22 protein-coding genes are annotated in these 21,793 nt (G+C 37.9%); 12 read left to right on the top strand and 10 right to left on the bottom strand.

Annotated features, from left to right (window positions below; genetic code table 11):
- Positions 1-70 precede the first annotated feature (70 nt).
- From ACE1MS_RS06625 to ACE1MS_RS06615, 3 genes are all read left to right on the top strand, one after another.
- Positions 71-319, top strand: a complete 249-nt coding sequence (locus ACE1MS_RS06625) for a ferredoxin (protein ID WP_004232564.1) — start codon at positions 71-73, stop codon at positions 317-319.
- Between the two features lie 134 nt (positions 320-453).
- Positions 454-1,047 (top strand): hypothetical protein, encoded by a 594-nt coding sequence (locus ACE1MS_RS06620; protein ID WP_036161142.1) that lies wholly within the window; start codon positions 454-456, stop codon positions 1,045-1,047.
- Between the two features lie 148 nt (positions 1,048-1,195).
- Positions 1,196-1,978: an enoyl-ACP reductase FabI gene (locus ACE1MS_RS06615; RefSeq protein WP_012293591.1), complete on the top strand. Its 783-nt coding sequence runs from the start codon at positions 1,196-1,198 to the stop codon at positions 1,976-1,978.
- A gap of 53 nt (positions 1,979-2,031) precedes the next feature.
- Here the strand turns inward: ACE1MS_RS06615 and ACE1MS_RS06610 are convergent, their stop codons facing one another.
- Together ACE1MS_RS06610 and ACE1MS_RS06605 are read right to left on the bottom strand one after the other, a co-directional pair.
- The gene (locus tag ACE1MS_RS06610; RefSeq protein WP_036215311.1) at positions 2,032-2,757 is read right to left on the bottom strand and encodes a sulfite exporter TauE/SafE family protein; all 726 of its coding nucleotides are present in this window, start codon (positions 2,755-2,757) and stop codon (positions 2,032-2,034) included.
- Between the two features lie 24 nt (positions 2,758-2,781).
- A complete protein-coding gene (locus ACE1MS_RS06605; RefSeq protein WP_197223755.1) occupies positions 2,782-3,987 on the bottom strand; it encodes an MFS transporter in 1,206 nt (401 codons plus the stop codon).
- A 300-nt stretch (positions 3,988-4,287) separates the two neighbouring features.
- On the opposite strand from ACE1MS_RS06605, the gene ACE1MS_RS06600 reads away from it, so the two are divergent.
- Complete coding sequence (locus ACE1MS_RS06600; protein ID WP_447402780.1) at positions 4,288-5,112, top strand: methyl-accepting chemotaxis protein; 825 nt, start codon at positions 4,288-4,290, stop codon at positions 5,110-5,112.
- A gap of 15 nt (positions 5,113-5,127) precedes the next feature.
- Positions 5,128-5,673, top strand: a complete 546-nt coding sequence (locus ACE1MS_RS06595) for a GNAT family N-acetyltransferase (protein ID WP_447402779.1) — start codon at positions 5,128-5,130, stop codon at positions 5,671-5,673.
- A gap of 380 nt (positions 5,674-6,053) precedes the next feature.
- On the opposite strand, the gene ACE1MS_RS06590 is transcribed toward ACE1MS_RS06595, so the two are convergent.
- Positions 6,054-8,879 carry an S-layer homology domain-containing protein gene (locus ACE1MS_RS06590; RefSeq protein WP_447402778.1) on the bottom strand — a complete coding sequence of 942 codons (2,826 nt, stop codon included), beginning with the start codon at positions 8,877-8,879 and terminating at the stop codon, positions 6,054-6,056.
- A gap of 417 nt (positions 8,880-9,296) precedes the next feature.
- On the opposite strand from ACE1MS_RS06590, the gene ACE1MS_RS06585 reads away from it, so the two are divergent.
- The gene (locus tag ACE1MS_RS06585; protein WP_036161139.1) at positions 9,297-10,178 is read left to right on the top strand and encodes a tyrosine-type recombinase/integrase; all 882 of its coding nucleotides are present in this window, start codon (positions 9,297-9,299) and stop codon (positions 10,176-10,178) included.
- Between the two features lie 417 nt (positions 10,179-10,595).
- Here ACE1MS_RS06585 and ACE1MS_RS06580 read toward each other — a convergent pair whose 3' ends face one another.
- Both ACE1MS_RS06580 and ACE1MS_RS06575 read right to left on the bottom strand, forming a co-directional pair.
- Positions 10,596-12,149 (bottom strand): flotillin family protein, encoded by a 1,554-nt coding sequence (locus ACE1MS_RS06580; protein ID WP_012293584.1) that lies wholly within the window; start codon positions 12,147-12,149, stop codon positions 10,596-10,598.
- Between the two features lie 15 nt (positions 12,150-12,164).
- Positions 12,165-12,695, bottom strand: coding sequence for a hypothetical protein (locus tag ACE1MS_RS06575; RefSeq protein ID WP_036161135.1), 531 nt, complete (start codon positions 12,693-12,695; stop codon positions 12,165-12,167).
- A 386-nt stretch (positions 12,696-13,081) separates the two neighbouring features.
- On the opposite strand from ACE1MS_RS06575, the gene ACE1MS_RS06570 reads away from it, so the two are divergent.
- Entirely contained in the window at positions 13,082-13,453 is a 372-nt protein-coding gene (locus ACE1MS_RS06570; protein ID WP_012293582.1) for a hypothetical protein, read from the top strand.
- Positions 13,454-13,540: 87 nt separating this feature from the next.
- Here the strand turns inward: ACE1MS_RS06570 and ACE1MS_RS06565 are convergent, their stop codons facing one another.
- On the bottom strand, positions 13,541-14,275 hold the full coding sequence (locus tag ACE1MS_RS06565) for a hypothetical protein (protein WP_012293581.1): 735 nt from the start codon (positions 14,273-14,275) through the stop codon (positions 13,541-13,543).
- Between the two features lie 157 nt (positions 14,276-14,432).
- Between ACE1MS_RS06565 and ACE1MS_RS06560 the strand changes: the two genes are divergently transcribed.
- Entirely contained in the window at positions 14,433-14,627 is a 195-nt protein-coding gene (locus ACE1MS_RS06560) for a hypothetical protein (protein WP_036165948.1), read from the top strand.
- Positions 14,628-14,744: 117 nt separating this feature from the next.
- Here ACE1MS_RS06560 and ACE1MS_RS06555 read toward each other — a convergent pair whose 3' ends face one another.
- The 4 genes from ACE1MS_RS06555 to ACE1MS_RS06540 all read right to left on the bottom strand — a co-directional run bounded on the left by ACE1MS_RS06555 (position 14,745) and on the right by ACE1MS_RS06540 (position 18,877).
- Positions 14,745-15,536: a GNAT family N-acetyltransferase gene (locus ACE1MS_RS06555; protein WP_036165945.1), complete on the bottom strand. Its 792-nt coding sequence runs from the start codon at positions 15,534-15,536 to the stop codon at positions 14,745-14,747.
- Positions 15,529-17,331, bottom strand: coding sequence for a ribosomal protection-like ABC-F family protein (gene abc-f / locus ACE1MS_RS06550; protein ID WP_281486648.1), 1,803 nt, complete (start codon positions 17,329-17,331; stop codon positions 15,529-15,531). The genes ACE1MS_RS06555 and abc-f overlap by 8 nt, the downstream gene beginning before the upstream one ends.
- Before the next feature lie 104 nt (positions 17,332-17,435).
- On the bottom strand, positions 17,436-17,576 hold the full coding sequence (locus ACE1MS_RS06545; RefSeq protein WP_012293577.1) for an RAxF-45 family protein: 141 nt from the start codon (positions 17,574-17,576) through the stop codon (positions 17,436-17,438).
- Between the two features lie 272 nt (positions 17,577-17,848).
- Entirely contained in the window at positions 17,849-18,877 is a 1,029-nt protein-coding gene (locus tag ACE1MS_RS06540) for an AbrB family transcriptional regulator (protein WP_422761231.1), read from the bottom strand.
- Positions 18,878-19,100: 223 nt separating this feature from the next.
- Here ACE1MS_RS06540 and ACE1MS_RS06535 point away from each other — a divergent pair, with 223 nt between their 5' ends.
- From ACE1MS_RS06535 to ACE1MS_RS06520, 4 genes are read left to right on the top strand one after another with little or no spacing between them, the layout of a single operon-like run.
- The gene (locus ACE1MS_RS06535; protein ID WP_031417941.1) at positions 19,101-19,550 is read left to right on the top strand and encodes a LytTR family DNA-binding domain-containing protein; all 450 of its coding nucleotides are present in this window, start codon (positions 19,101-19,103) and stop codon (positions 19,548-19,550) included.
- A gap of 1 nt (position 19,551) precedes the next feature.
- Positions 19,552-19,956 (top strand): DUF3021 domain-containing protein, encoded by a 405-nt coding sequence (locus ACE1MS_RS06530; protein ID WP_099806156.1) that lies wholly within the window; start codon positions 19,552-19,554, stop codon positions 19,954-19,956.
- Between the two features lie 5 nt (positions 19,957-19,961).
- The gene (locus ACE1MS_RS06525; protein WP_036165936.1) at positions 19,962-20,882 is read left to right on the top strand and encodes an ABC transporter ATP-binding protein; all 921 of its coding nucleotides are present in this window, start codon (positions 19,962-19,964) and stop codon (positions 20,880-20,882) included.
- On the top strand, positions 20,882-21,757 hold the full coding sequence (locus ACE1MS_RS06520) for an ABC transporter permease (RefSeq protein WP_197150403.1): 876 nt from the start codon (positions 20,882-20,884) through the stop codon (positions 21,755-21,757). Before ACE1MS_RS06525 ends, ACE1MS_RS06520 begins: the two co-directional genes overlap by 1 nt.
- Positions 21,758-21,793 lie beyond the last annotated feature (36 nt).

The following is a 21,793-nucleotide window of genomic DNA, read 5'->3' as shown; positions in this document are numbered from 1 at the left end:
GAAATGTAAGATAAACATCTTTAAAATGAGTATGAAGCTTTGTAGGAACATCGTTAAAGGAGAGAAAAAAATGGCTAAATACACAATAGTTGATAAAGATACATGCATCGCTTGTGGCGCATGTGGAGCCGCAGCGCCAGACATTTATGATTATGATGATGAAGGTATTGCCTTCGTTATTTTAGATGATAACATGGGAACTGCTGAAGTGCCAGAAGATCTATTAGAAGATATGCAAGACGCTTTTGAAGGGTGTCCAACTGACTCTATCAAAGTAGCAGATGAAACTTTTGATGGTGACTCATTAAAATTCGAATAGTCTTCAATATGTATGTACACCCAAAAGGCATCCTTCAATGGGTGCCTTCTTCATTTGGATGAAATATTCTACTAACTTTTGCAACAAGATTATCAATCATATGCTATACAGACCAATCTATTGGAGGAATGATGATGTTTGAGCAGTTACAAGTAGAGCATAGTTTATTCCATATCGATAAAGAGCATATCAATCAATTTAAAAAACTCGCGGCAAAATGGCAAATAATTTTTCCGCAGGTTTATGCGAAATGTTTGAATACACTCGATTCATGGGCTATCGTGTTAAATAATTGGTTTTTTTTTAAATCTCAGCATACCGATGAACTGATTCTCAATCCTTCTAAAGCCATCTACTACTCTATCAATACATTTTTGCTGGAAGAGCTCAAAAAAATTCAAATAATTCAAAAAATAAATCAATGTAATAATGACGATTTACAATACTTTGCTGCGTTTCAGTTAGGAAATGCCATCGATTTATGGGTTTATAAGACGGTTGGAAAAAGTACTGCGGCCGATTTATTAAATTCTCAGGAAGACAAACCTTATTTTCTCGCATATTTAGATGATGGGTTTCAAACGGACAACACGCCTTTCCATAGAGACCAAACAAGAGCCATCAAAATACTTGCTCAAACAATACGTAACCACAATTGCTTTAGAATCACTATCAATAGTGCTGTTTATCAAGCAGTAGATATGTATGAAGATTATGTAGCTAATTAGTATGCCATTTCATTCGTCTCTCACATAGTAGGGATGAATTTTTTTTGCCCGATAATCGGCTACTCTATTGCAACGTTTTTTTATGTATGATAAGATTTTAGTAGTTGGTACTAATAACAGATATTATCTCACAAAGGAGTTCTTTATAATGATGGATAATTTATTACAATTAAAAGATAAAAATATTGTTGTCATGGGTGTAGCGAATGATCGTAGTATCGCATGGGGCATTGCAAAACGTTTATTTGATGTAGGGGCAAACGTTATTTTCACTTATCGTCAAGAACGCTCATTGAAAAAATTACAAAAGCAATTAGACAATATGGGTCAAGCTGATTCTCTTGTTGTTCAATGTGACGTTAATAGTGATGAAAGTACAAAAGCAGCATTTGATGAAATTGGCTCAAAGGTTGGCATTATTCATGGTATTGTGCATTCAGTAGCTTTTGCTCACGCCGAAGATTTACACAACCGCTTCCTAGAAACAACACGTGAAGGCTACGCATTTGCACAAGATACAAGTGCCTACTCTCTAATTTCAACAGCAAAAGCCGCTCATCCATATATGACAGAGGGTGGCTCGATCGTTACAATGAGTTACTTAGGTGCGGAACGAGTGCTTGATGGCTACAATGTGATGGGTGTAGCAAAGGCTGCATTAGAGGCTTCTATGCGCTATCTTGCTGCTGATATTGGTCAAGACAATATTCGCGTCAATGCTATTTCAGCCGGTGCTATTCGTACACTTGCTGCAAAGGGTGTTCCTTCCTTTAATACAATTTTACACAAAATTGAGGAAACAGCTCCTTTAAAACGAAATGTTCAACAAGATGAAGTAGCTGATATGACCATTGTTATGCTATCTCACTTATCACGTGGTGTCACTGGTGAAACTATTTACATCGACGCTGGCTACAATATTATGGGTTAACTATAAAGAAGGACGGAAGATAAATACTCTCTTCCATTCTTCTTTTTTCTTTATCATATCGTCCCAATACTTTGTATGAATAAAATCAGACCTGCTGCTACTAAAAGAAGATAAATCAATGATCTAAATAGCTTTTGATTGAGCCTAGTATACAACATTTGTCCCAAAATCAAACCGATGAAAACAATAGGCAAGGCATACAGACTATAAATCCACACTAGTGTACTTGTGCCCTCAACAGTAACTTGAGATAGTAAACTAATAAGATAGATAAAAATATAATAGGCTAGTGAAATAGCTCTAATGGTTTCTTTATTTTGATGCGTGCTCGCAAAATACATCAACAATGGCGGTCCTGCCATACCAATACTTGTTGTAAACATTCCTGAGATTAAACCAACGCCATAATCTCTACCACTTGTTTGTTGAATAGAGAAATTTTTCATCAATAAAAACGTAAGGCCAATTAAAAGGATGGCGATTATAAGTTTAAATGTCGTGGCATCAACTAAAGCAAATACAATGCTACCGAAAGGAGCACCCACAACACTACCAATTATAATCCTCTTCAGCAAAACGGTATCAATATCATGCCTCACCCTCCAAATTAGAGAACAGGAAATAACAAGGGACAGTACGATATTTATTTGCATCGCCTCTTGCGGAGAAAAAAGCAACAATAAAAAAGGGGTGGCCATAATAGAAAAACCAAACCCCGTACTTGTTTGCAAAATGGAAGCTGTTAGTATAATAAAAAAGTACAAAAGTAATTCCTGCAAAACAACACCTCACATCATTTAATACTATAGAGTGGTGGTAGCATGTTGCTTAGCAATTAATTCCTTCAATAAGAAAGATAACACGCAAGCAATTAGTAAAAATAAAGCAATCATGGCGACCACACCTATCCAGCCATATTTCACCCAAAAAACACCACCTACTGTCCCACCAACACTCGAACCAACATAATAAAAAAATAAATAAAGGGATGATGCTTGTGCTTTATCATGTGTTGCCCGTTTACTCACCCAGCCACTTGCGATAGAATGAGCAGCAAAAAAACCAAAGGTAAACACCGTAATGCCTATAATTTTTAAAGTAAGGAGCCCATTGAGTGTTACAACGGCTCCTGCCAACATGATGGCAATGGCTAGTAATAGCATTTGTTGGCGTCCGTAACGATCGGCTAGACTACCAAACCAAGCTGAGCTTACTGTTCCTACTAGGTATATAACAAATATCCAACCTACAATGGTCGCGCTCAAATTATAGGGAGGGGCCATTAATTTAAAGCCAATATAGTTATAAAGTGTGATAAAGCTTCCCATCAGAACAAATCCTATACCATATAGACACAACATAGAAGGGTCCTTCAGATGTTGCCACAGCGTTTTAGTTAATGCTTTTAATTGTAAAGGACGAGGGCTAAAATGCTTAGAGCTTGGCAGCATCCAGACAAACAACACACTGACAATAAGGCTGATTCCTCCTAGCACCATCATCCCTACATGCCAGTTATAATGGTCCGTTAATGTCCCAATAATGACTCGTCCACTAAGTCCTCCTACAGAATTACCACTAATGTATAGACCCATGGCAACCCCTAAGCTTGCTGGTTCCATTTCCTCCCCTAAATAAGCCATGGCAATTGCCGGTAAACCTGCAAAAACGATTCCTTGAAGCACTCGCAATACTAAAATTATTTCAAAGTTTGGTGAAAACGCAAGTGCCACTGTCAATACAGAGGCTGCAAAAATAGAAATCGTCATCAATGATTTTCTTCCCCATGCCTCAGATAACGAACTAATAATAATTAAACTCACTGCTAAGGCAAAGGTAGTGACAGAAAGAGATAAACTTGCAACAGCTGGCGAGACGTGAAACAAATCTGCAAATGTCGGCAGTAATGGCTGTGTTATATAGAGGTTAGCAAAAGTAATAAAGCCTGCCAAAAATAAGGCCCAGTTTGCTTTACGAAACGCTTTCGTGCCCTTTTGTATATATTCCATGACTCTCTCTCCTTCAGCTCTTCAGCATTTCTACTATTATTTTAATACAATATTTTGCAAAATACACGACCTCTCCGTCAAAAAATGGACAAATCCATCGTCATTTTCACTAAAAAAAGTAAAATTTAATTGACATTTAAAAACAATCCAATTCTCTTTCCAACGCTATTTATAAAAAGGAATTTTCTATTTTGACTTGGCAAATATTATGCTACAGTAAAGGTAATCATCTAGAACCATTGTCACAATGAATACAGATGACACAACCATTTTTCATTGACTAGACTTGGAGGAATTTTTATGAAAATTATCGAAGCTTTAGCCCTTGCAGCACCTTATATTCACCTTGCATTAAAGCAAGAAGCCATTGTAGCTGTTATTGAAAAGGACAGTGAAACAGTCATCAAGTATTTAGCAGGTAAACGTGTAGATTCAGGCTATCATGATGGACAAAAAGTAAATGCTAATGACCAAAATGTTTACATTGCCTTTAACGGACAAAATGCAGATGTGGTTATACCGAAGGATGTTTACGGCGTAGCAATCAATGCTTTTTCATTCCCCATTCGCGAAAATGGTTTAGTAGTAGGTGCCTTAGCGTTTGGCCTACCAATAGATACTGAGCTTAAACTCGAAGATTATATGAGTACTATGGATAATATCGTCAATAGCCTACAGGATAAAGTACATACAATTGCTTCCCATTCAGAGGAATTAGCGGCGACTAGTGAGGAAATAAATAAGCAGGCACAGCATGCCCTAGAGGATTCAGAAAAAACCAATGCCGTAACGGATTTAATTAAAAGCATTTCCCGCCAAACCAATTTACTTGGCTTAAATGCATCCATAGAGGCCGCTCGCGCTGGACAGCATGGTGCTGGCTTTAATATTGTGGCACAGGAAGTTCGAAAATTGTCCTTTGAGACATCTAGTGCTACCGAAAATATAGAATCCTCCTTACGTAATATTAATAGAAATCTTGAAAACCTAAAGCAAAATATGGGACAAATTAATGATGCCACGAATGAGCAAGCACAGCTCGTACAAGATTTTAGCGAAATTATCGAAGAGCTGACAGTGCTTAGCCGAGAAATGAAAGGCTTTATGCATGATGCACTAAAATAGAAATGAGGTGATGAGATGGATATTTACATTAATGATGATTTATCTTTACGTACAATTACCCTAGAGGATTCAGAAGCAGTTTTTGCATGTACCGATGCTTCAAGAAAGTATTTAAAGGAATGGCTACCATGGCTGGACTATACAAAGGAAGTAGCAGATACAAAAGCCTATATAGAAGGCTGTATCAAGGGGTATGAAGCGAATAATAGCCTTTCTCTCGTCATTCTCTTTAAAAATGAAATTGTCGGCATCGCTGGCTTTAATACTATTAATCCCACTAATAAAATCGGCACGATTGGCTACTGGCTTAGTGAAGGTGCACAGGGGCATGGCATTATGACCAAAGCTGTAAAAGCTCTATTACAATATGCCTTTGAAACATTACAACTTCATAAAGTGGAAATTCGTGCTGCTGTTGGCAATGAAAAAAGTCGCGCAATCCCAGAGCGCCTTGGTTTAATGAAAGAGGGCACCCTACGAGCAGCAGAATGGCTTTATGATCATTATGTGGATCATGTTGTATATGGCATGCTCCGAAGTGAGTGGCAGCAACAAAAATAACAAAGCGACCTGATGAATCGATTCGGGACTAACTCCTATATAAGACAGAGATCAAAAAGATCATTCAATCGTTGCTGGTAATGAATCGGCGACTGGTTGTTTCGTTTCGCTTATATTCGGCTACCGTTATTAAAAATCAAATAACTTTTGACAGTTTGTTTGACAATTGCCGTCGTACATTTTCCCGATTCTCTATAACTTACTTTGCCATTTAAATAACGTAAAACAGCTTCTAATTTTTTATTAGCCGTATATTTATCCATAAAAAAACTGCGCTTCTAATTGTTAGAATGTGTCTAACAATTTAGCGCAGTTCACTTTTGAATATAATTAGCCAGATAAATTTCCCCTATACAAAATAATAGAAAATACTTCCTTTACTATTTCCACAGCTCAAAGCCGTTATCCTTACGCGTGTAGCTATGCTCTGTAGACGCTTCTATGATGTAGCAATACGCCCAATGTTTTTTAGTTAAATCCTTATATTGCACTGCGTCCGATGGGATATCGCTAAGTTCGATTTTGCGGTTTAACATGTTGTTAATAATTTTCACCACTTCAGCGCGAGTGATTGAACTTGCCGGTCTAAAGCTGCCGTCAGGATAGCCATTTATCCACCCCTTAGTATACGCGCTGTCAATATACGCTGCCGCCCAATGGTCGATTGAGACATCTTTAAACGAAGTGTTTTCGTTTGTTAATAGGTTATCAAATCTTGAAGCTATGGCTGCAAATTCCGCTCTTGTAATTGTCTGTCTAGGCTTGAACGTGCCATCCCTATACCCCACCAGTATGCCTTGACTTGCAAGGTAATTGACCGACTGTGCATACCATGTGTCGCCACCGACATCACTGAATGTTCCATTTACAGCAATATTCTTATTTTCGTCTTTTATCAGCCTGAAATATATTGCCGCCGCTTCCGCTCTTGTGATTGAGCTTCCTGGCTTTACGCTGCCGTCAGGGTAGCCGTTAATATACTTGATATGTTCACCAGTTTCAAGCTCGGGGATAGCATCTATGTTCTTACTATAGAAGAATACAACCTTGTTTTCACCTGCTTTGAACGTTATCGTTTCCGTCTTTTTACTGCCCGTATCCAAGTGATAACCCTCAATAGCCAGGGCGTTTATCGTTTCTGTCGTGCCGACTATCACACTTGAACTTTTACTATAGATAATTTCTCCAGATTGCTTGTCTATGCCTTGAACTAGTAATGTCGCCGAAGGTGCTCCACTGCTGCTATTGTTATTGTTATTGTTATTGTTATTGTTATTGTTATTGTTATTGTTACTGTTACTGTTATTGTTACTGTTATTGTTACCACTGCCACCTTTACTTGTCCATTTTGCATATAAAGTAATGTTGTCGGTAACAGTATCTGTATCAAATTTCCATGCATTAGTTAGTGTATCTTCTTTATACCAACCGCTGAACGTATACTCACTTTTGATTGGTGGCGTTGGCTCGGTTATAAGGCTACTTCGAGGAATGTCCGTTTGTTCTGCCACTGCAGAACCACCGTTGGAATTAAAGTTTACTGTATAAAGTGACTTTGTCAAATATTTAAATCCCACACCTACAATATCGCTTATTGTTTCAGTAGCAGTGCTCATACGGTAATCTGCCGGGTAGATTACTAGGGCTTCATCATTAAAAATACTGCCTTCGTTTCCCCAAAAACGTGCTTTTCCCTTGTTAGTCAATAAAAACGGTTCCAAAATTAAAGGATTGGCTAGATTTATAGTCACAAAGCTTGGATCGCCTGTCGTTTGGGCGTAGAAAACGCCTCCCGATATAGTGTCGATTTTTGCAGGAGAGGTGCTACTTAAAGTAGTTGAATTGATTGCATGGAAGCCGCCAATGAAAATGCCGCCAGAAATCATGTTTACCGTCGTTTCATTTAGGAAAGCTTCTCCAGATGCGCTGACACTGGTAAATTTGCCCCCACTGATGAGCTTGATAATAGCATTGGGATGATTCGACGCATAGTTCCAAAGGGCAATAGAATCTCCGGTGATTTCTGTATTACTGCCGATTTCATTAATCGTACCAACATTCAGAAGGCCAACGTTTGTCGAAGTAATAATGGCATTGCTAATGATATCAATAGTTCCACCAATATCATTTTGAAGCCCAGCTTCTCCACCTAAAAAGGTTCCACCACTAATCTTGTTAATAAAAGCGCCGTCTTCTAGTAGCAGAACACCAATCTCTCCATCAAAAGTTCCGCCAGAAATTTCACCGATACCTGATGGGTCGCCCAATGCTACAATGTCAATGCCTCTTCCATAGTAATTTGCAGTAAGCTTGGTATAGGCACAAATAAATCGACCACCGCTAATTTTTCCAATAGTTCCACCACGAAGCAGGCGAAGAGCAGCAATCTCTTGTTCCGCAAAAAAATCCCCGTTGGATATCTCACCAATTTGTGCCTTACCATCCACCTGAACGTTCGCCCACCTCTCTGGAGAAGCAGCTAAATTTCTGAAGGTGCCGCCCGATATTAGATTGATTTTTGTATCTTCGTCATACATATATAACGAGTGCGTTTTACCAATGATAGTTCCGCCACTGATTTCCTCCAGCCTGGCACCATTCGTCATCGAAATGGCGATTGATCCAGAAGATTCCAAATGTCCGCCGGTTATTTTTCCAGATGCCTTCGGATCGTATAAATCCAGTACCATATTCCGAGGCCCAGTCGCTAAAAGCTTTGCTCCGTTGTTTATTTCAATATTCCCATTTGCAACGGTTATAATTGTTCTCTGGGGACCTGAAAGTGTAAGTACTTCAGTATCCGAGCCCCCTCCCAAAGTCAAATCAAAGCCATCCTGAACCCTAAAATTAGCATTAATACCCAGTGTAACCTTGTAATTTCCACCGCTAGCCAGTAGCGTAATATCTTTCATAATTGAAATCGCAGAGGATAGATTTATATCTTCTGTTACAGCAATTGTATCATTGTCCTGTGCTGCATTTATCGCCCCCTGCAGCGTAGCATATGTTGCGCCATCCACTCTAGGAGCGGTGTCGTTGGAAACTATACTAGGTGATACAAACAGTGTAGCTGCGCTATCCGCATTTACCGACAACAAAAACTGCGGCATGAGTGACAAAAACATTATCAAAAATAACAGTAGTGAAACCGTCCACTTATTGCATATTCCTTTTACAGTACCGCTTATTCTTTCAAAATAGTTCATCTTTCATTACCTCCAATTTGTTAGTAACTTCCTAAAGGTACAACTTTAAATTTGAAATAATATTACTTTGGTGATTTATTCTGTTAATAAAAAGATTGTCTAAGTATGTGTTAAAATGCTTCTCCCTCCTAGCCCCACCCCTATCTTTACTTACCAATCTTTTTATTTTAGTTGCGATAAATATAATTATCGCAACCAAAAAAAGCTTACAAAATCCTTCTAAGAAGGTGCTTTGCAAGCTTTGAGATTTTTTTGTCGATTTTTTTCGAATAATGAAATAATATAAGGTTTACTATGCTCATTATAGTTTATTATAAAGCTAGTAGTTGCGATAATTATATTTATCGCAACTGTGTTGTAAATTGTAATATTTGCTGATATACTCGTGTCAAAGTCAAAAAGGAGTATATTATTTTTATGCTATTAAACACGTTAAAGGACTTTTTACCTAAATTCATTAAACATTTAACATATGATGAATACGCAAAAAATAGTATTAGAAGCTATCAAAAAGATATTTTAAAACTGTTTGCTTTTTTAGAGAAAAAAGACGGAAAATTGCAAAAAGAATATTTAATTGAGTATAAAAAATCATTGGAAATAAGATTGAAACCTTCAAGCGTCAATCGCAGCATTGCGGCGGTCAACAAATTTTTTAAATTTATAGGGCTGGATGATTTCACGCTAAAGGCTCTCAGAATTCAAGAGCAGACAACTGCTCAACATGAGCTTACCCAAAAGGAACTTGACAAGTTAATTGAAAGCGCCTTCACAAATAAAAAGACGAAAATCGCGATGATTATGCTGACGCTTGCCTACACAGGAATACGCATAGGGGAACTGCAGTTTATCACCGTTAAGGCTATCAACAGCGGAAAGGTTCTTATTAAGAATAAAGGAACTGTACGCACGATTGTAATACATAAGGACTTACAAGGTTATTTATCCTTATATTGCAGGGAAAAAAATGTGAAAAGCGGTATCGTTTTTACGGGCAGTAAAGGCAGCCCAATAAGCCGTTCCTATATTGCACGTGCAATGAAAGAAGTAGCAGAGCAATGTGGAATTGATCCAGCAATGGTTTTCCCCCACAATCTGCGGCACTATTTCGCTCGAAGCTTTTTAGACTGCGGCAATCCACTGTCGGATTTAGCAGATATTTTAGGACATAAAAGCATTGACACCACAAGACGGTATTTAAGAACCAGTGCTGAAACAAAACAAAAGCAGTTGGCAAAGCTGAAAATCATCCCGAACTGGCAAAGAAATTACGGGTATTCTCAGGAAAAAATAATGTGACCACTTGTAAAATTGAATATAAAACGAAATTAGCGCAATTTGAAAGGATTGGGCTTTTTTGCATAAATATGTGGATATGGAGTTTCCATTAGGTAGAGAGTGATTTTTTTTTGGTGCATCCCTGAATGCTATTAAAATTTTTTATTAACGTCCTTATTGTAAAATGAAATATTTCTCTCAATAGTATATTTTTTAGGTGTTCTGTTGATTTCATTGCCAAGATACCAATACATCGGAAATTTTTTCCTGCTTCACTTAATGTGTTCTTTTCCTGATATTTCAAACTGCATCATTAGTGAAAGAACATTTTGTCATAAAAAAATCCCTATTAGATAAACAGATTTTTTGATCTGTCTACCTAATAGGGAGCCTATCACAATTAGAGCTGCAGTTTTTCTTTAAGTAAATTTAGGTTGATTAGGATTGCTCTACAGTCTCTTTTGTTTCGACAGCCTCAACAGGTGCCTGCTTTTTTTCTAAGCCTAGGGCAATTTGCTCTAATTCTGGACGCAATGTATGCTTACCAGCATAGCTCTCGATCAGTTCTTTCACATCAATGCCAGAAGTTTCTTTCAATGTCTCTTGTAGTGTAGACATTAAATTAGTCGCATAGGACGTTACTTTATTTGCGCCACTACCTTCCCCACCACCAGTATCAACGACTGTAATCTTATCGATATTACCAAGTGGGCTCGCTAGCTCTTTTGCATATTCCGGCATCATGCGTACAACCATATCCAGTACAGCTGCTTGACCATAATATTCAAAGGCTTCGGCAATTTTACGTTTAGCTTCAGCTTCCGCAAGACCACGAAGGCGTATAATATCTGCCTCTGTTTCTCCTTGTGCTCGTTCTGCATCAGCTTTAGCAAGACCATCCATTCTGATTTTTTCCGCTTCCGCTTTTGCTAAGGATTCAATACGGTATTTTTCTGCATCTGCTTGTGCAAGCTCTCGCATTTTTTCGGCAGCTGCATTTTGTTCCACCGCATAACGATCAGCGTCAGCCTTTTTCTTCACCTCAGAATCATATTGCTTCTCACGACGTAAAATCTCTTTTTCTTCTAATTCAATTTGCTTTTGACGCTCAATAATGCGAATTTGCATTTCTTGCTCCGTCACTTCCTGTTTAGCACGAGCTGTTTCGAGCTCATAGGCTTGGTCAGCACGCGCTTTTGCTATATCTTGCTCACGACGGAATTCAGCAACCTTTAATTGATTTTCTTTTTCCGCTTCCGCAATTTCTGTCGCACGCTCTAGTTCTGCTTTTTGCGCTTCCTTCGATGCTTCTGCGCGTTTAATACGTGTTTCTTTTTCCGCATCTGCTGTCGCAATATCAGCATCTCGTTTTACTTGAGCGATTCTCGGTTTACCGAGTGAATCTAAATAGCCATTTTTATCTCGTACATCCTTGATCGTGAAAGATACAATCACAAGACCCATTTTAGCTAAATCCTGAGAAGCAACACGTTGAACCTCCTGTGAGAATTTATCACGGTTTTTATAGATTTCCTCAACCGTCATGGAGCCTAAAATTGAACGTAAATGACCTTCTAACACTTCACGTGCTTCCCCTTCACGCTCTGCCTTTTGCTTTCCTAAAAACTGCTCTGCTGCCGTTGCGATTTCAGAGATAGAGCCACCTATTTTAATAATGGCTGTACCATCAGCCATGACCGGAACACCCTGCTCCGTATACACTTCAGGCGTTGTCACTTCTAGTTTGCTAGATAGTAAACTTAATGGCTGTGCTTGCTGGAAAATAGGGAATACGAATGTACCGCCACCGCGAATAATTTTTATACGATTCCCCGACTCATCTTTATGTACATTTTTAGAGCCGAGATAGCTACCCGTCACAATCAGTGCTTCATCAGGACCTGCTGTTTTATATTTTGATACATATAAACCTACTAGTGCTATTAATACAAATGCTACAATTCCTAAAACGATTAAAATTTCGATTGACATAGACTCATCTCTCCTTTAGACAAATTTTTTCTCATATGTTCTGACGAAAAGCGTACCATCCTTCACATCCACGACAAGTACGGTTTCATCATAGTCAATGGCTTCATTATCATAGCCTGTTGCCCGCTTCGAAATCATACCACTTGTGGTTTCAATGACAACCTCTCCAAAGCCATCTACAGGTATGGGTACAATGACTTTTCCCAATTGTCCACCTAGTGATTCTTCCGTATAAGCCAATGAAACATCTGCTGACCGTAGTGGAACGAGAACAAATAAATAAAAAAAAGTACTTAAAATAGCGCCGATGATACATGCAGCAATAATGTTCCAAACGCTAGAGAACCAGGCTAGTTTTTCTAAAATAAATCCTGCTGCAGACATCAATGTAATGAAAGAAAGAATGACACTCGGATTAAAAATGGGCAGTCCTTCCCCAATACCTTCAACTGCATCACCAAAAAACATAACTAGTATTGTGGCAAGACCAGAAAAAATCAAAACCACCAAAAAGATTTGCTCGAGTGAATAGCCAAATAGCGTCAAGTTGCTCACCCCTTTTCATCATATTACCTACTATACGGATGTCACTTAGAAAAAGTTTCAAAAATTTTCAAACTTTTAATATTCCCCTATTTTTACATATTTATAGTGACTAAGTGCAATGTTATAAAAGTATAGATGGAGTGGGTAGAAAGGAAGCTTCTATTCATCATAAAGAGTACCTGGAGATTATAAAATGGAAAGCGCAAGATTCATTCAGCTTCTAGTATTATTTTGCTCTTTCACCACAGACTACAAAATTATTGAGGGTTATCTTGTATTATTTTTACTCTATTTATAATTTTCCCTCTAATATAACATAAATCCATTCCCATCTAATAGAACCATGTTACAATAGAAAGGAATTATGGCAACTAAGGAGATATAGCATGAAGCTCTCGACGATCTTAAATTTCTTTATTCTAGTATTTTTCACATTATTATTTGTTAATGATTTCTTCCCTGACACAACGATTGCAACGATCTTGACTAAAAAAATGATTCTTCTTATATTAGTCGTGCTAGTGATCATACAGCTTGCCTTAGATAAAGGTCGATATAAAAAGATGTCTAAGAAGGCCTATATTGGTTTGACTCTGTATACAGTTGGTTTATGGATTGTATTGACTTTGCTCGGTGGACAGTCACAAATTGGTTTATCATTTACTAGCCCACTGTTCTATATCATTATCGTATTGCTTGGGCTGGATTTATTACGGATTTCCCGCCAAGCTAAGCGCGATCAAACCGAGGAAAAATAAAGAATGGGCTCATCGGCTTGAACTGCCACTTGCTCATACATAAAAAGCATGTCACCGACTGGAATTCCAATCGGTAGACATGCTTTTTTAAGATTCTAGTACATTTAAAATCTCATCCAATTCATGAACGGCTAAATCTAGGCGTTCCTTTGCCTCGATATTTTGTTGTTTTAAATGATTAAACTCTAATAAATTGTTTTCATGCTTTAATTTGATAGAAGATAAGCGTTCAATTCGTGTTTCTACCTTTTCTATTGCTTGCTCACAGACTGTTGTCCAGAGCTTTTCTGAATGCTGCATTTCCGTTGTTGATGGGTTATGCTGACGCATAATTCGTGTGTAAATGACTTCTATTTGCTCGATTAATTCTGTATAAAAATGACGTTCAACGCGAGTAGTTTGGAATGTTGGATGCTCTACCTCTTTTGCATATGGTGTAATTTGACGTAGGAGCTTTCCAGCATTTTCCCCGAAGGCATGCGATAAATTTAAAACATTCATTAGTTGCAGCAATAAACGGATTTCTTCAAGATTAATCAGCTGTGAATCAATGCTTTCCTTTAATTTTAAGGATTCCATATAACGGCGATCAAAATGCTCAATTTCGCCGTTGCGTTGCTCTACTAGATGTTCACTTGCATTGTCTTTTAAGCTTTTAATATAGCGAATCGCATGATTTTTTAGCTCTTCTGGTGACAGCAAGTTGTCATTGTCTTGTTGTGGTTTTCCTCGTTGAACATACGCAAATGCATCCATTTTTTTGGGCCATTTTGCTGCTGAGGTTTCTTTTGAGACATTATAGCGTATATAAATTCCGTGCATTCCATATCCTCCAAGTCCATAAACAAGTATCTCTAAAGACAATAAATCGAATACGGTATTTTTTCAAGTAAAAAACTTATAATCCATGAAAATTCCTCTTTTATAAGAATAAAACAAAATTCCTGAATAGTCGATACTATTCAGGAATTTTACTAGCTTGCATTCAAAATTATATCCTTTGACTAGTTTAGTACCTGCACCGATATACCATGGCGTAGCTATTAATAGGGAGGAAGATTTCGATGTCGTAATGAGCTATCGTGCAACTGGTGAAACAAATTTTGACCTTTTAAGAAATCGACCTGTTGTGAAAGAGATTCAAATTGATTTGACCGAGCTCATGGCCGATTAGCTGTTATAACAGACCATGACCCAAGCGTCATGTAATTATAATTGGCAAGTACAGTTCTAAAAAACCCGCCAACTTCTAAACCTTACAGGAAGTTGGCGGGTTGCTATTTATGTTAGTTTAAGAATTTTCTCGTATATTTTGAATACTTTTTCCTTCTGTAAATGCATGAATGGATGCAATGGATCCAATTGATTTAAAATTTGCCCTATCATAGACTTTAGCAACTTGATCGTTAATTGGCCATATCCATAGCTGCTCGAGCTTTTGATTCACTGATTGTTGTTGGATATGCTGCAACATATAGCCGATTAAACCACGTCCTCGATAGCTTTCAATGGTTGCTACACTCTCAATTCTTCCTTGCTTTCCTGACACAAACATACTAGCCGTACAGCATGGCACCCCATCTAGTTTTAATAAATAGTACGTAAAGCTTAGCGAAGAATAAGCTTGCTCAAAGGCCATTTTAATTAATTCAGGATCTCCAAAGGCAGAAATGCTCATTTCCACTGCCATGGCTTCGTCTATATTTACATCTGTTACTCGTTCAATTTGGATGGCTGGATGTGGTGAGAGTTGACTAAACTCACCATTCCAACACTGAATTTCATTGACAAACTGCTCATACTGAAAGCCATGCGTCTCTAAAGCCTCCATACATGCTTGATTGTCCTCAAGATTATATAAATACAACCGCGGGATAAGCGACTTAGATTGATAGAACATTTTTATATCTTGTAAAAACTGAGCAGGATTTTCAATCTTTCGCCAAACATGTGCATGATTAGCATCATAATAAGTTGGGATTGCCTTATTGTAGAATAAAACTCCTTCTTGACATACTTCCATCTCACTAAAACTCTTTACATAATCTATATCTAGCTGCATAATGCGTTCTAAATTAAGCATGTTCCGTTCCCTCTTCCACCCATTTTTTATATAATTCCTCTATGTGCTGTTCCAGCTTTTGCCGTTGCTCTTCAACAAGTGAAGGTTCCTCTAGTTTTGCCTCTAATTTTTCAATTTGTTGTTCAATGGATAGCTCTTTTTTGACAGGTTGTATTTTAGGCACCCGTTCATTTACAACTTCTTTTTTCTTAGAGAGTTCCTGTAGCTTTTGTCTAGCCCACTCGTAATCTCCTTCAAACACATGAATAGTTTGATCCTTTAGCCATGCTGTTTTTGTAAATATTTTTTGTAAGAAATAGCGGTCATGGGACACACCAATAATAGTTCCTTCAAAGGATTCTAGCGTTTCCTCCAATACTTCTCTTGCTTCTATATCTAAATGGTTCGTTGGTTCATCCAAAATGAGCACATTAATATCCTCATGCATTAATTGAGCTAATCGAAGGCGCATTTTTTCTCCACCGCTTAAATTCTTCACTTGTTTGAAGACATCATAGCCATAGAACAAAAATCGTGCGAGAATATGGCGCGCTTCAGCCTCAGACACCGCTACATTTTCTCGAAAGGCATCAATTAATCGGATAGCTGGATTTTTATGTTCAAACTGTTGAGACAGATAGCCAATTTTCACATTACTGCCTACGTGGCAAACACCTTGGTTAGGAACGACCTCCCCTAACATCATTTTTAATAAAGTTGATTTACCACTACCGTTGCTCCCAACAATCGCAAGTCTTTCTCCAAAATAGATAGCCAGATTACTGTCTATCAATAAAGGCTTATCATAGCCGTGGTGTATGTCTTGTAATTGTACTACCTCTTTGCCGCTACGTTCAGCCATCGTTAAAGCCAGATTCATTTTCTTTTTTGAGAGTGGCTTCTTCACCCGTTCGATACGTGCTAATGCTTTTTCCATACTTTTTGCTCGTCTATGCATAGAAGCATTTGGTGGATTTGCTTCATTAGCCCATTGTTTTAAGCGTTTTATCGTTTCTTGCATTTTCTTAATTTTCTTTTGTTGCTCTTCATAATCAGAAAATTGTTGTTCGATCTTTGCCTCTTTCTGCGCAAGAAATGCATCGTAATTACCGCTGTACGTAAATGCCTCTCCATCTTCAATTTCAATTATTTTATGTGCAATCTGATTCATAAAATGTCGGTCATGAGATACGACAATAACAATCCCCTCAAAGCTGCGCACATAATTTTCAAGCCATTCGATCGCCTGCATATCAAGATGATTCGTTGGTTCATCTAATAATAAAATAGCTGGCTGGCTCAATAAAATTTGCCCTAGCATTACCTTCGTCTTCTCGCCTCCACTTAAACTACTAAACGGTTGCGCCAACATTTCCATAATACCTAAGCCATTAGCAATCATCGCTAATTGGGCTTCCACCTCATAGCCCCCCTGTAGCATGAATTGCTCCTGCACTTGCCCATATTGCCATAAAGTTTTATCCGTTACGGTTGACTGCATTTCTTGCTCCAGTATCGTCATTCTAGCCTTTAATGCATAAATATCAGCAAATGCCTCTTCTAATACTTCCTTCACTGAATGTCCTGGATAATGTGGAATTTGATGTAAATAGCCAATCGTGGCATCTTTACTTTTTATGATACGTCCTCGATCTGGCATATCTATACCCGATAGAAGCTGCAATAAAGTTGTTTTACCACTACCATTTACCCCAACAATCGCAACATGTTCACCACTATTTACTTCCAGTTGTAAATGCTCAAATAATATATTGCCACCCATAATTTTTTGTATTTGCTCAGCTTTCATTTGCATCGTTTTTTCCTCCAATGAAACGCGCGAAAACATCTAGACAACACAAAAAAGACTGCTCATTAACAAGCAGTCTTCTTCTCATTAAAATGTGTGAAAAAGAATGGTTAATTCGCTACGTTTGTTATTTGATTTTGCTTAAAAATGGACAGACCTATCCCGTTGTTCGCAAAATCGAAAGTAATGACGCGTGCAAAATACATAGCCGTATCCACTTTTACACATGCGTCCGTAGCGTTTTTATTCATTCTTTTTCACCTCCGTTCGTTATAGTTAAACATATAATACCATTTTTCAGATTTTTTGAAAAGGGGCTAAATTAACAATCGTTTTATTTTATAAATATACAAACTGGCAATCTAGTTATATACCAGTAAAAAATAGTAATTCATTTAAGCATGGATGCTATTAATAGCGCAGCATTACTGCTAACAGCGAATGCCGAAACATTGCAAGATTTAATCCATCAATTGAAATATAACCAGCAAAAAAACATGAGGGATTAATTGATAACTATCCTTCATGTTTTCACTTTTTTTACAAACATTTTGACGACAGGCACAAGGAAAATTGAAATCACTAGGATTCGGAAGAGTTGAAAAGCTGTGACGATTGTCACATTGGCATGTACAGAAGCCGCAATAATCCCCATTTGATCAAGTCCCCCAGGCACAATACTTAAAAAGCCTGTCCTAAAGTCGAGACTGTATAAACTTTTCATTAAAAATGTTAAGCCATACGCTGCCCCTATATAAATGCCAGCTGATACAAATGCATAAAAAATATGCCTCTTTGATAAATGTAGATCTTCTTTTTTCAACAATAACCCGATATGGATTCCAACCATCAATTGAGCAATATGTAGAAGAGATATGGGGATTCTAGGCACTTCTATCCCCACCATATTAATACCCATCAATAAAAATACGGGGCCGAGCATATAACCTGTTGGAATTTTAAGCTTTTGAGCAATCCACCCTGCTAAGCCACAAACAATTAGTATACCGACAAGGCCCCATGTATACATTCCGTTGCTCATAGTGCTGTTTCCACCAACATCTGTCAACATGAGCGGGACAAAGCCGACGATTAAAAGAACACGGAGGATTTGAAAGAATGTAATGACCACCATATCCATATCGCCTTGCTCCTCAGCAAAAGCCACAACCTGTGCCATGCCACCAGGTACACAGCATGTCAATGCCGTTGCAAAATCCAAATCTGTACGTTTGGCTACTAAATAACTGACACCAAAAAATAACAATATAAAAATCACATTTAAAACGACAATACTCCCTAAAAAAAGCTTAATATCCTGCACCGCTTCTGGAGTAAAGGCAAAGCCGATAGAATACCCTGCTACGATTAAACCAAAATTACGGAAGGAAGAATGCCATCTCAATTGTACATTGGTCGACAATTGCACGATAAGTACCGCTGTAATAGCGCCTAGCAACCAAGGCATTGGTATATGAAGTAGTTGAAAAACGACAGCACCTATGAGGCCAATGCATAATGTAATCAATATATGCCTACCAAAAACAAACATACTAGCAACCCCTTACAACTAGATAACAATATTATGACGTTTCTTAACCTTTTTTTCTATTGAAGCGACTTTTGTATGGTTTGCTATCGTTCAAAAATAACCTCTTATCGATAAAATTGAACCTCTTATCCAATAATTTACCTTTGCTAAAATTTTCTATGCTACATTATTATTACCTGATTCAGCGTTTTCTCCTTGATGGGGAAAGTAAAGGAGGTCTCCTATGAAAATTCATTTAACGATTCACCATGAACTTGAAGAAACAGAGGTTCATATACATGCGAAAGAATACAACGAACAAATTGAAAGACTCATGCAGCAATTACAAGCGTCCCAAACTACTATGCTAGATGGGTACTTTCAACAAGAAATTCATCTACTAAAAATTACTGATATTTATTCCATCTATGCAGAGGATGCCAAAGTATTTTTACAAACGAATGAGCAAGAGTTTGAGTCTAAACGAAAATTATATGAACTAGAGGCACAGCTTTCAAAGGACTTTGTACGAGTAAGTAAATCTACACTTGTCAATATCCATAAAATCTCCTCTATTCAAATGGGCAAAATCGGTACAACACAATTACTGCTTGAAAATGATGTAACCATTCATGTTAGTCGTAAATATATAAAAGAATTGAAGCGACACTTAGGTATTGGGAGGGATCTATAGCATGAAATATGTAAGCATGATGATTATCGGACTACTCATATCCCTTAGCTCTTCTTATGTCTTAGTGACATTTAGCGTCCTATCAAATAATGCGATGGTGTCAGGCACAGAATTACTGGAGCAAACTGTAATTGCAGCCATACTTGGCATTGCCATCGGACTTATATCTGGTATTTTTGAGATTGAATCCATTCCTTTTATGGCGCAGCTACTCTTGCATTTAATCGCTGTGACAATCTGTGTTTTAATTGCTGGCTATTTTGGTGGTTGGTTTATGCATTCTGGTGTGAAATATGTGCTGCTTTCTGAAGCCGTTATTTACATCATCGTTTGGTGTATTCTTTATATCCTTCAATTAAATGATATTGAAAAAATAAATCGAGAAATCCGAAAGAGAAAGGAATAATCTAGATGACCTTCGCGGTAAAAGTTGAGAATTTATGTAAACAATATGGTGACCACCATGCGGTTAACGACATTTCATTCACAGTTGAACGAGGTACCCTCTTTGCTTTTTTAGGAGCAAACGGTGCTGGCAAATCGACAACAATTGAAATCCTTTGTACTTTATTAAAAAAATCCAGCGGCAATGTCACTATTAATAACTTTACACTAGATGTCAGCAATCATAACGCAGATATCCGTAAATCCATTGGTGTTGTGTTCCAACAAAGCTTATTAGATGATCGTTTAACTGTGCAGGAAAACATTCTACACCGAGGCAGAACCTATGGATTGTCAAAAACACAGCTTGCTGAAAACTATCAATTTGTTTCCTCCTATTTGCATTTAGAGGATATAGAAAAGCAAAAATATGGAACATTATCAGGCGGTCAAAAAAGACGAGCAGACATTGCACGTGCACTTATTCATCGTCCAACTATATTATTTCTAGATGAACCTACAACTGGCTTAGATCCACAAACACGACAATTAGTTTGGCAGGCCATCAAGCAGCTCCAACTCGAAACGAATATGACTGTGTTTTTAACAACCCATTATATGGAGGAAGCGGCAGTCGCCCATCAGGTCCTTGTATTAAAGGCAGGAAAAATTGTCGCACAAGGTACGCCTGATGCGTTGAAAACAAAGTATGCCTATGACTCTATGGCCGTTGTTTTCAATAATCCAATAGACGGTGTTAAATGGCTGGAAGAACACGCCATTTCCTATACCGAGAAACAGGAGATCTATACAATCCGTTTGGAGTCCACCCTACAAGCTCTCTCCCTTTTAAAGAAAGCGGAGCCACTCATCGCCTCCTTTGAAGTGATTAAAGGAACGATGGACGATGTCTTTCTTCATATTATGGCAGAGGGGGATGTTGCATAATGGAAGCCTTAATGAGCTTAGTACAACGAAATAACAAAGTATTTAGGCGAGATAAAACACAAGTGTTCTTCTCTCTACTATCGGTGATTATCGTCATTGTGCTTTACGCCGTATTCCTCCAAAAAATGCAAGTAGATGCCATTGAACGAATCACGGAAGCCACACCTGAAGTGATTACCATGGTGAACGAATGGGTTGTAGCAGGGTTACTATCGATGATTGCCGTTTCAACAACACTTGGTGCATATGGTATTGCCATAAAGGATCAGGAATCAAAGGCAATGGCCGATTTTTTAACTGCCCCTCTTTCCCGCGCCACAATACAAATGAGCTATGTACTCAATGCATTAATAATTGGCAGTATTTTTTCCTTTATCGCACTAATTGGCTGTGAAATTTTTATAGTAGCAACAGGTGGTAAGCTTTTAAGCCTAGCGCATTTTGTTCAGGTACTTGGCATTATCTTATTATCTGTCTTACTCGCGAGTGTCTTGAATCTTTTTCTTTCGTTATTTGTATCGACACAAAATGCCTTTTCAACATTAGGAACTATTGTCGGTACATTACTCGGATTTTTATGCGGAGTCTATGTCCCACTCGGTGCACTACCAAGCTTTGCACAAAATTTAATTATGTATTTTCCGGTTAGTCATACTACATTACTCTTACGAAACACATTTATGGAAAGCTCCATTACCAATGTCTTTGAAGGTACACCGGTCTCCTATGTGAATGACTATAAAATTAATTATGGTATTGTCTATGAGCTTCATGGTAATACCCTTCATGCCTCAACGAGCATCCTCATTATCGTTGGTACAATACTCATCCTAGCAATTGCCTCCCTCCTTTTGTTTAAAAGAAAATATAAATAAATAGTTGCCAACGTTTTTACACATCGTTTAGAAAAC

It is taken from the genome of Lysinibacillus sp. fkY74-1 (genome assembly GCF_053165895.1).
The sequence above is the reverse complement of the archived record's forward strand: the minus strand, read 5'-3'. Positions and strand labels throughout refer to the sequence as shown.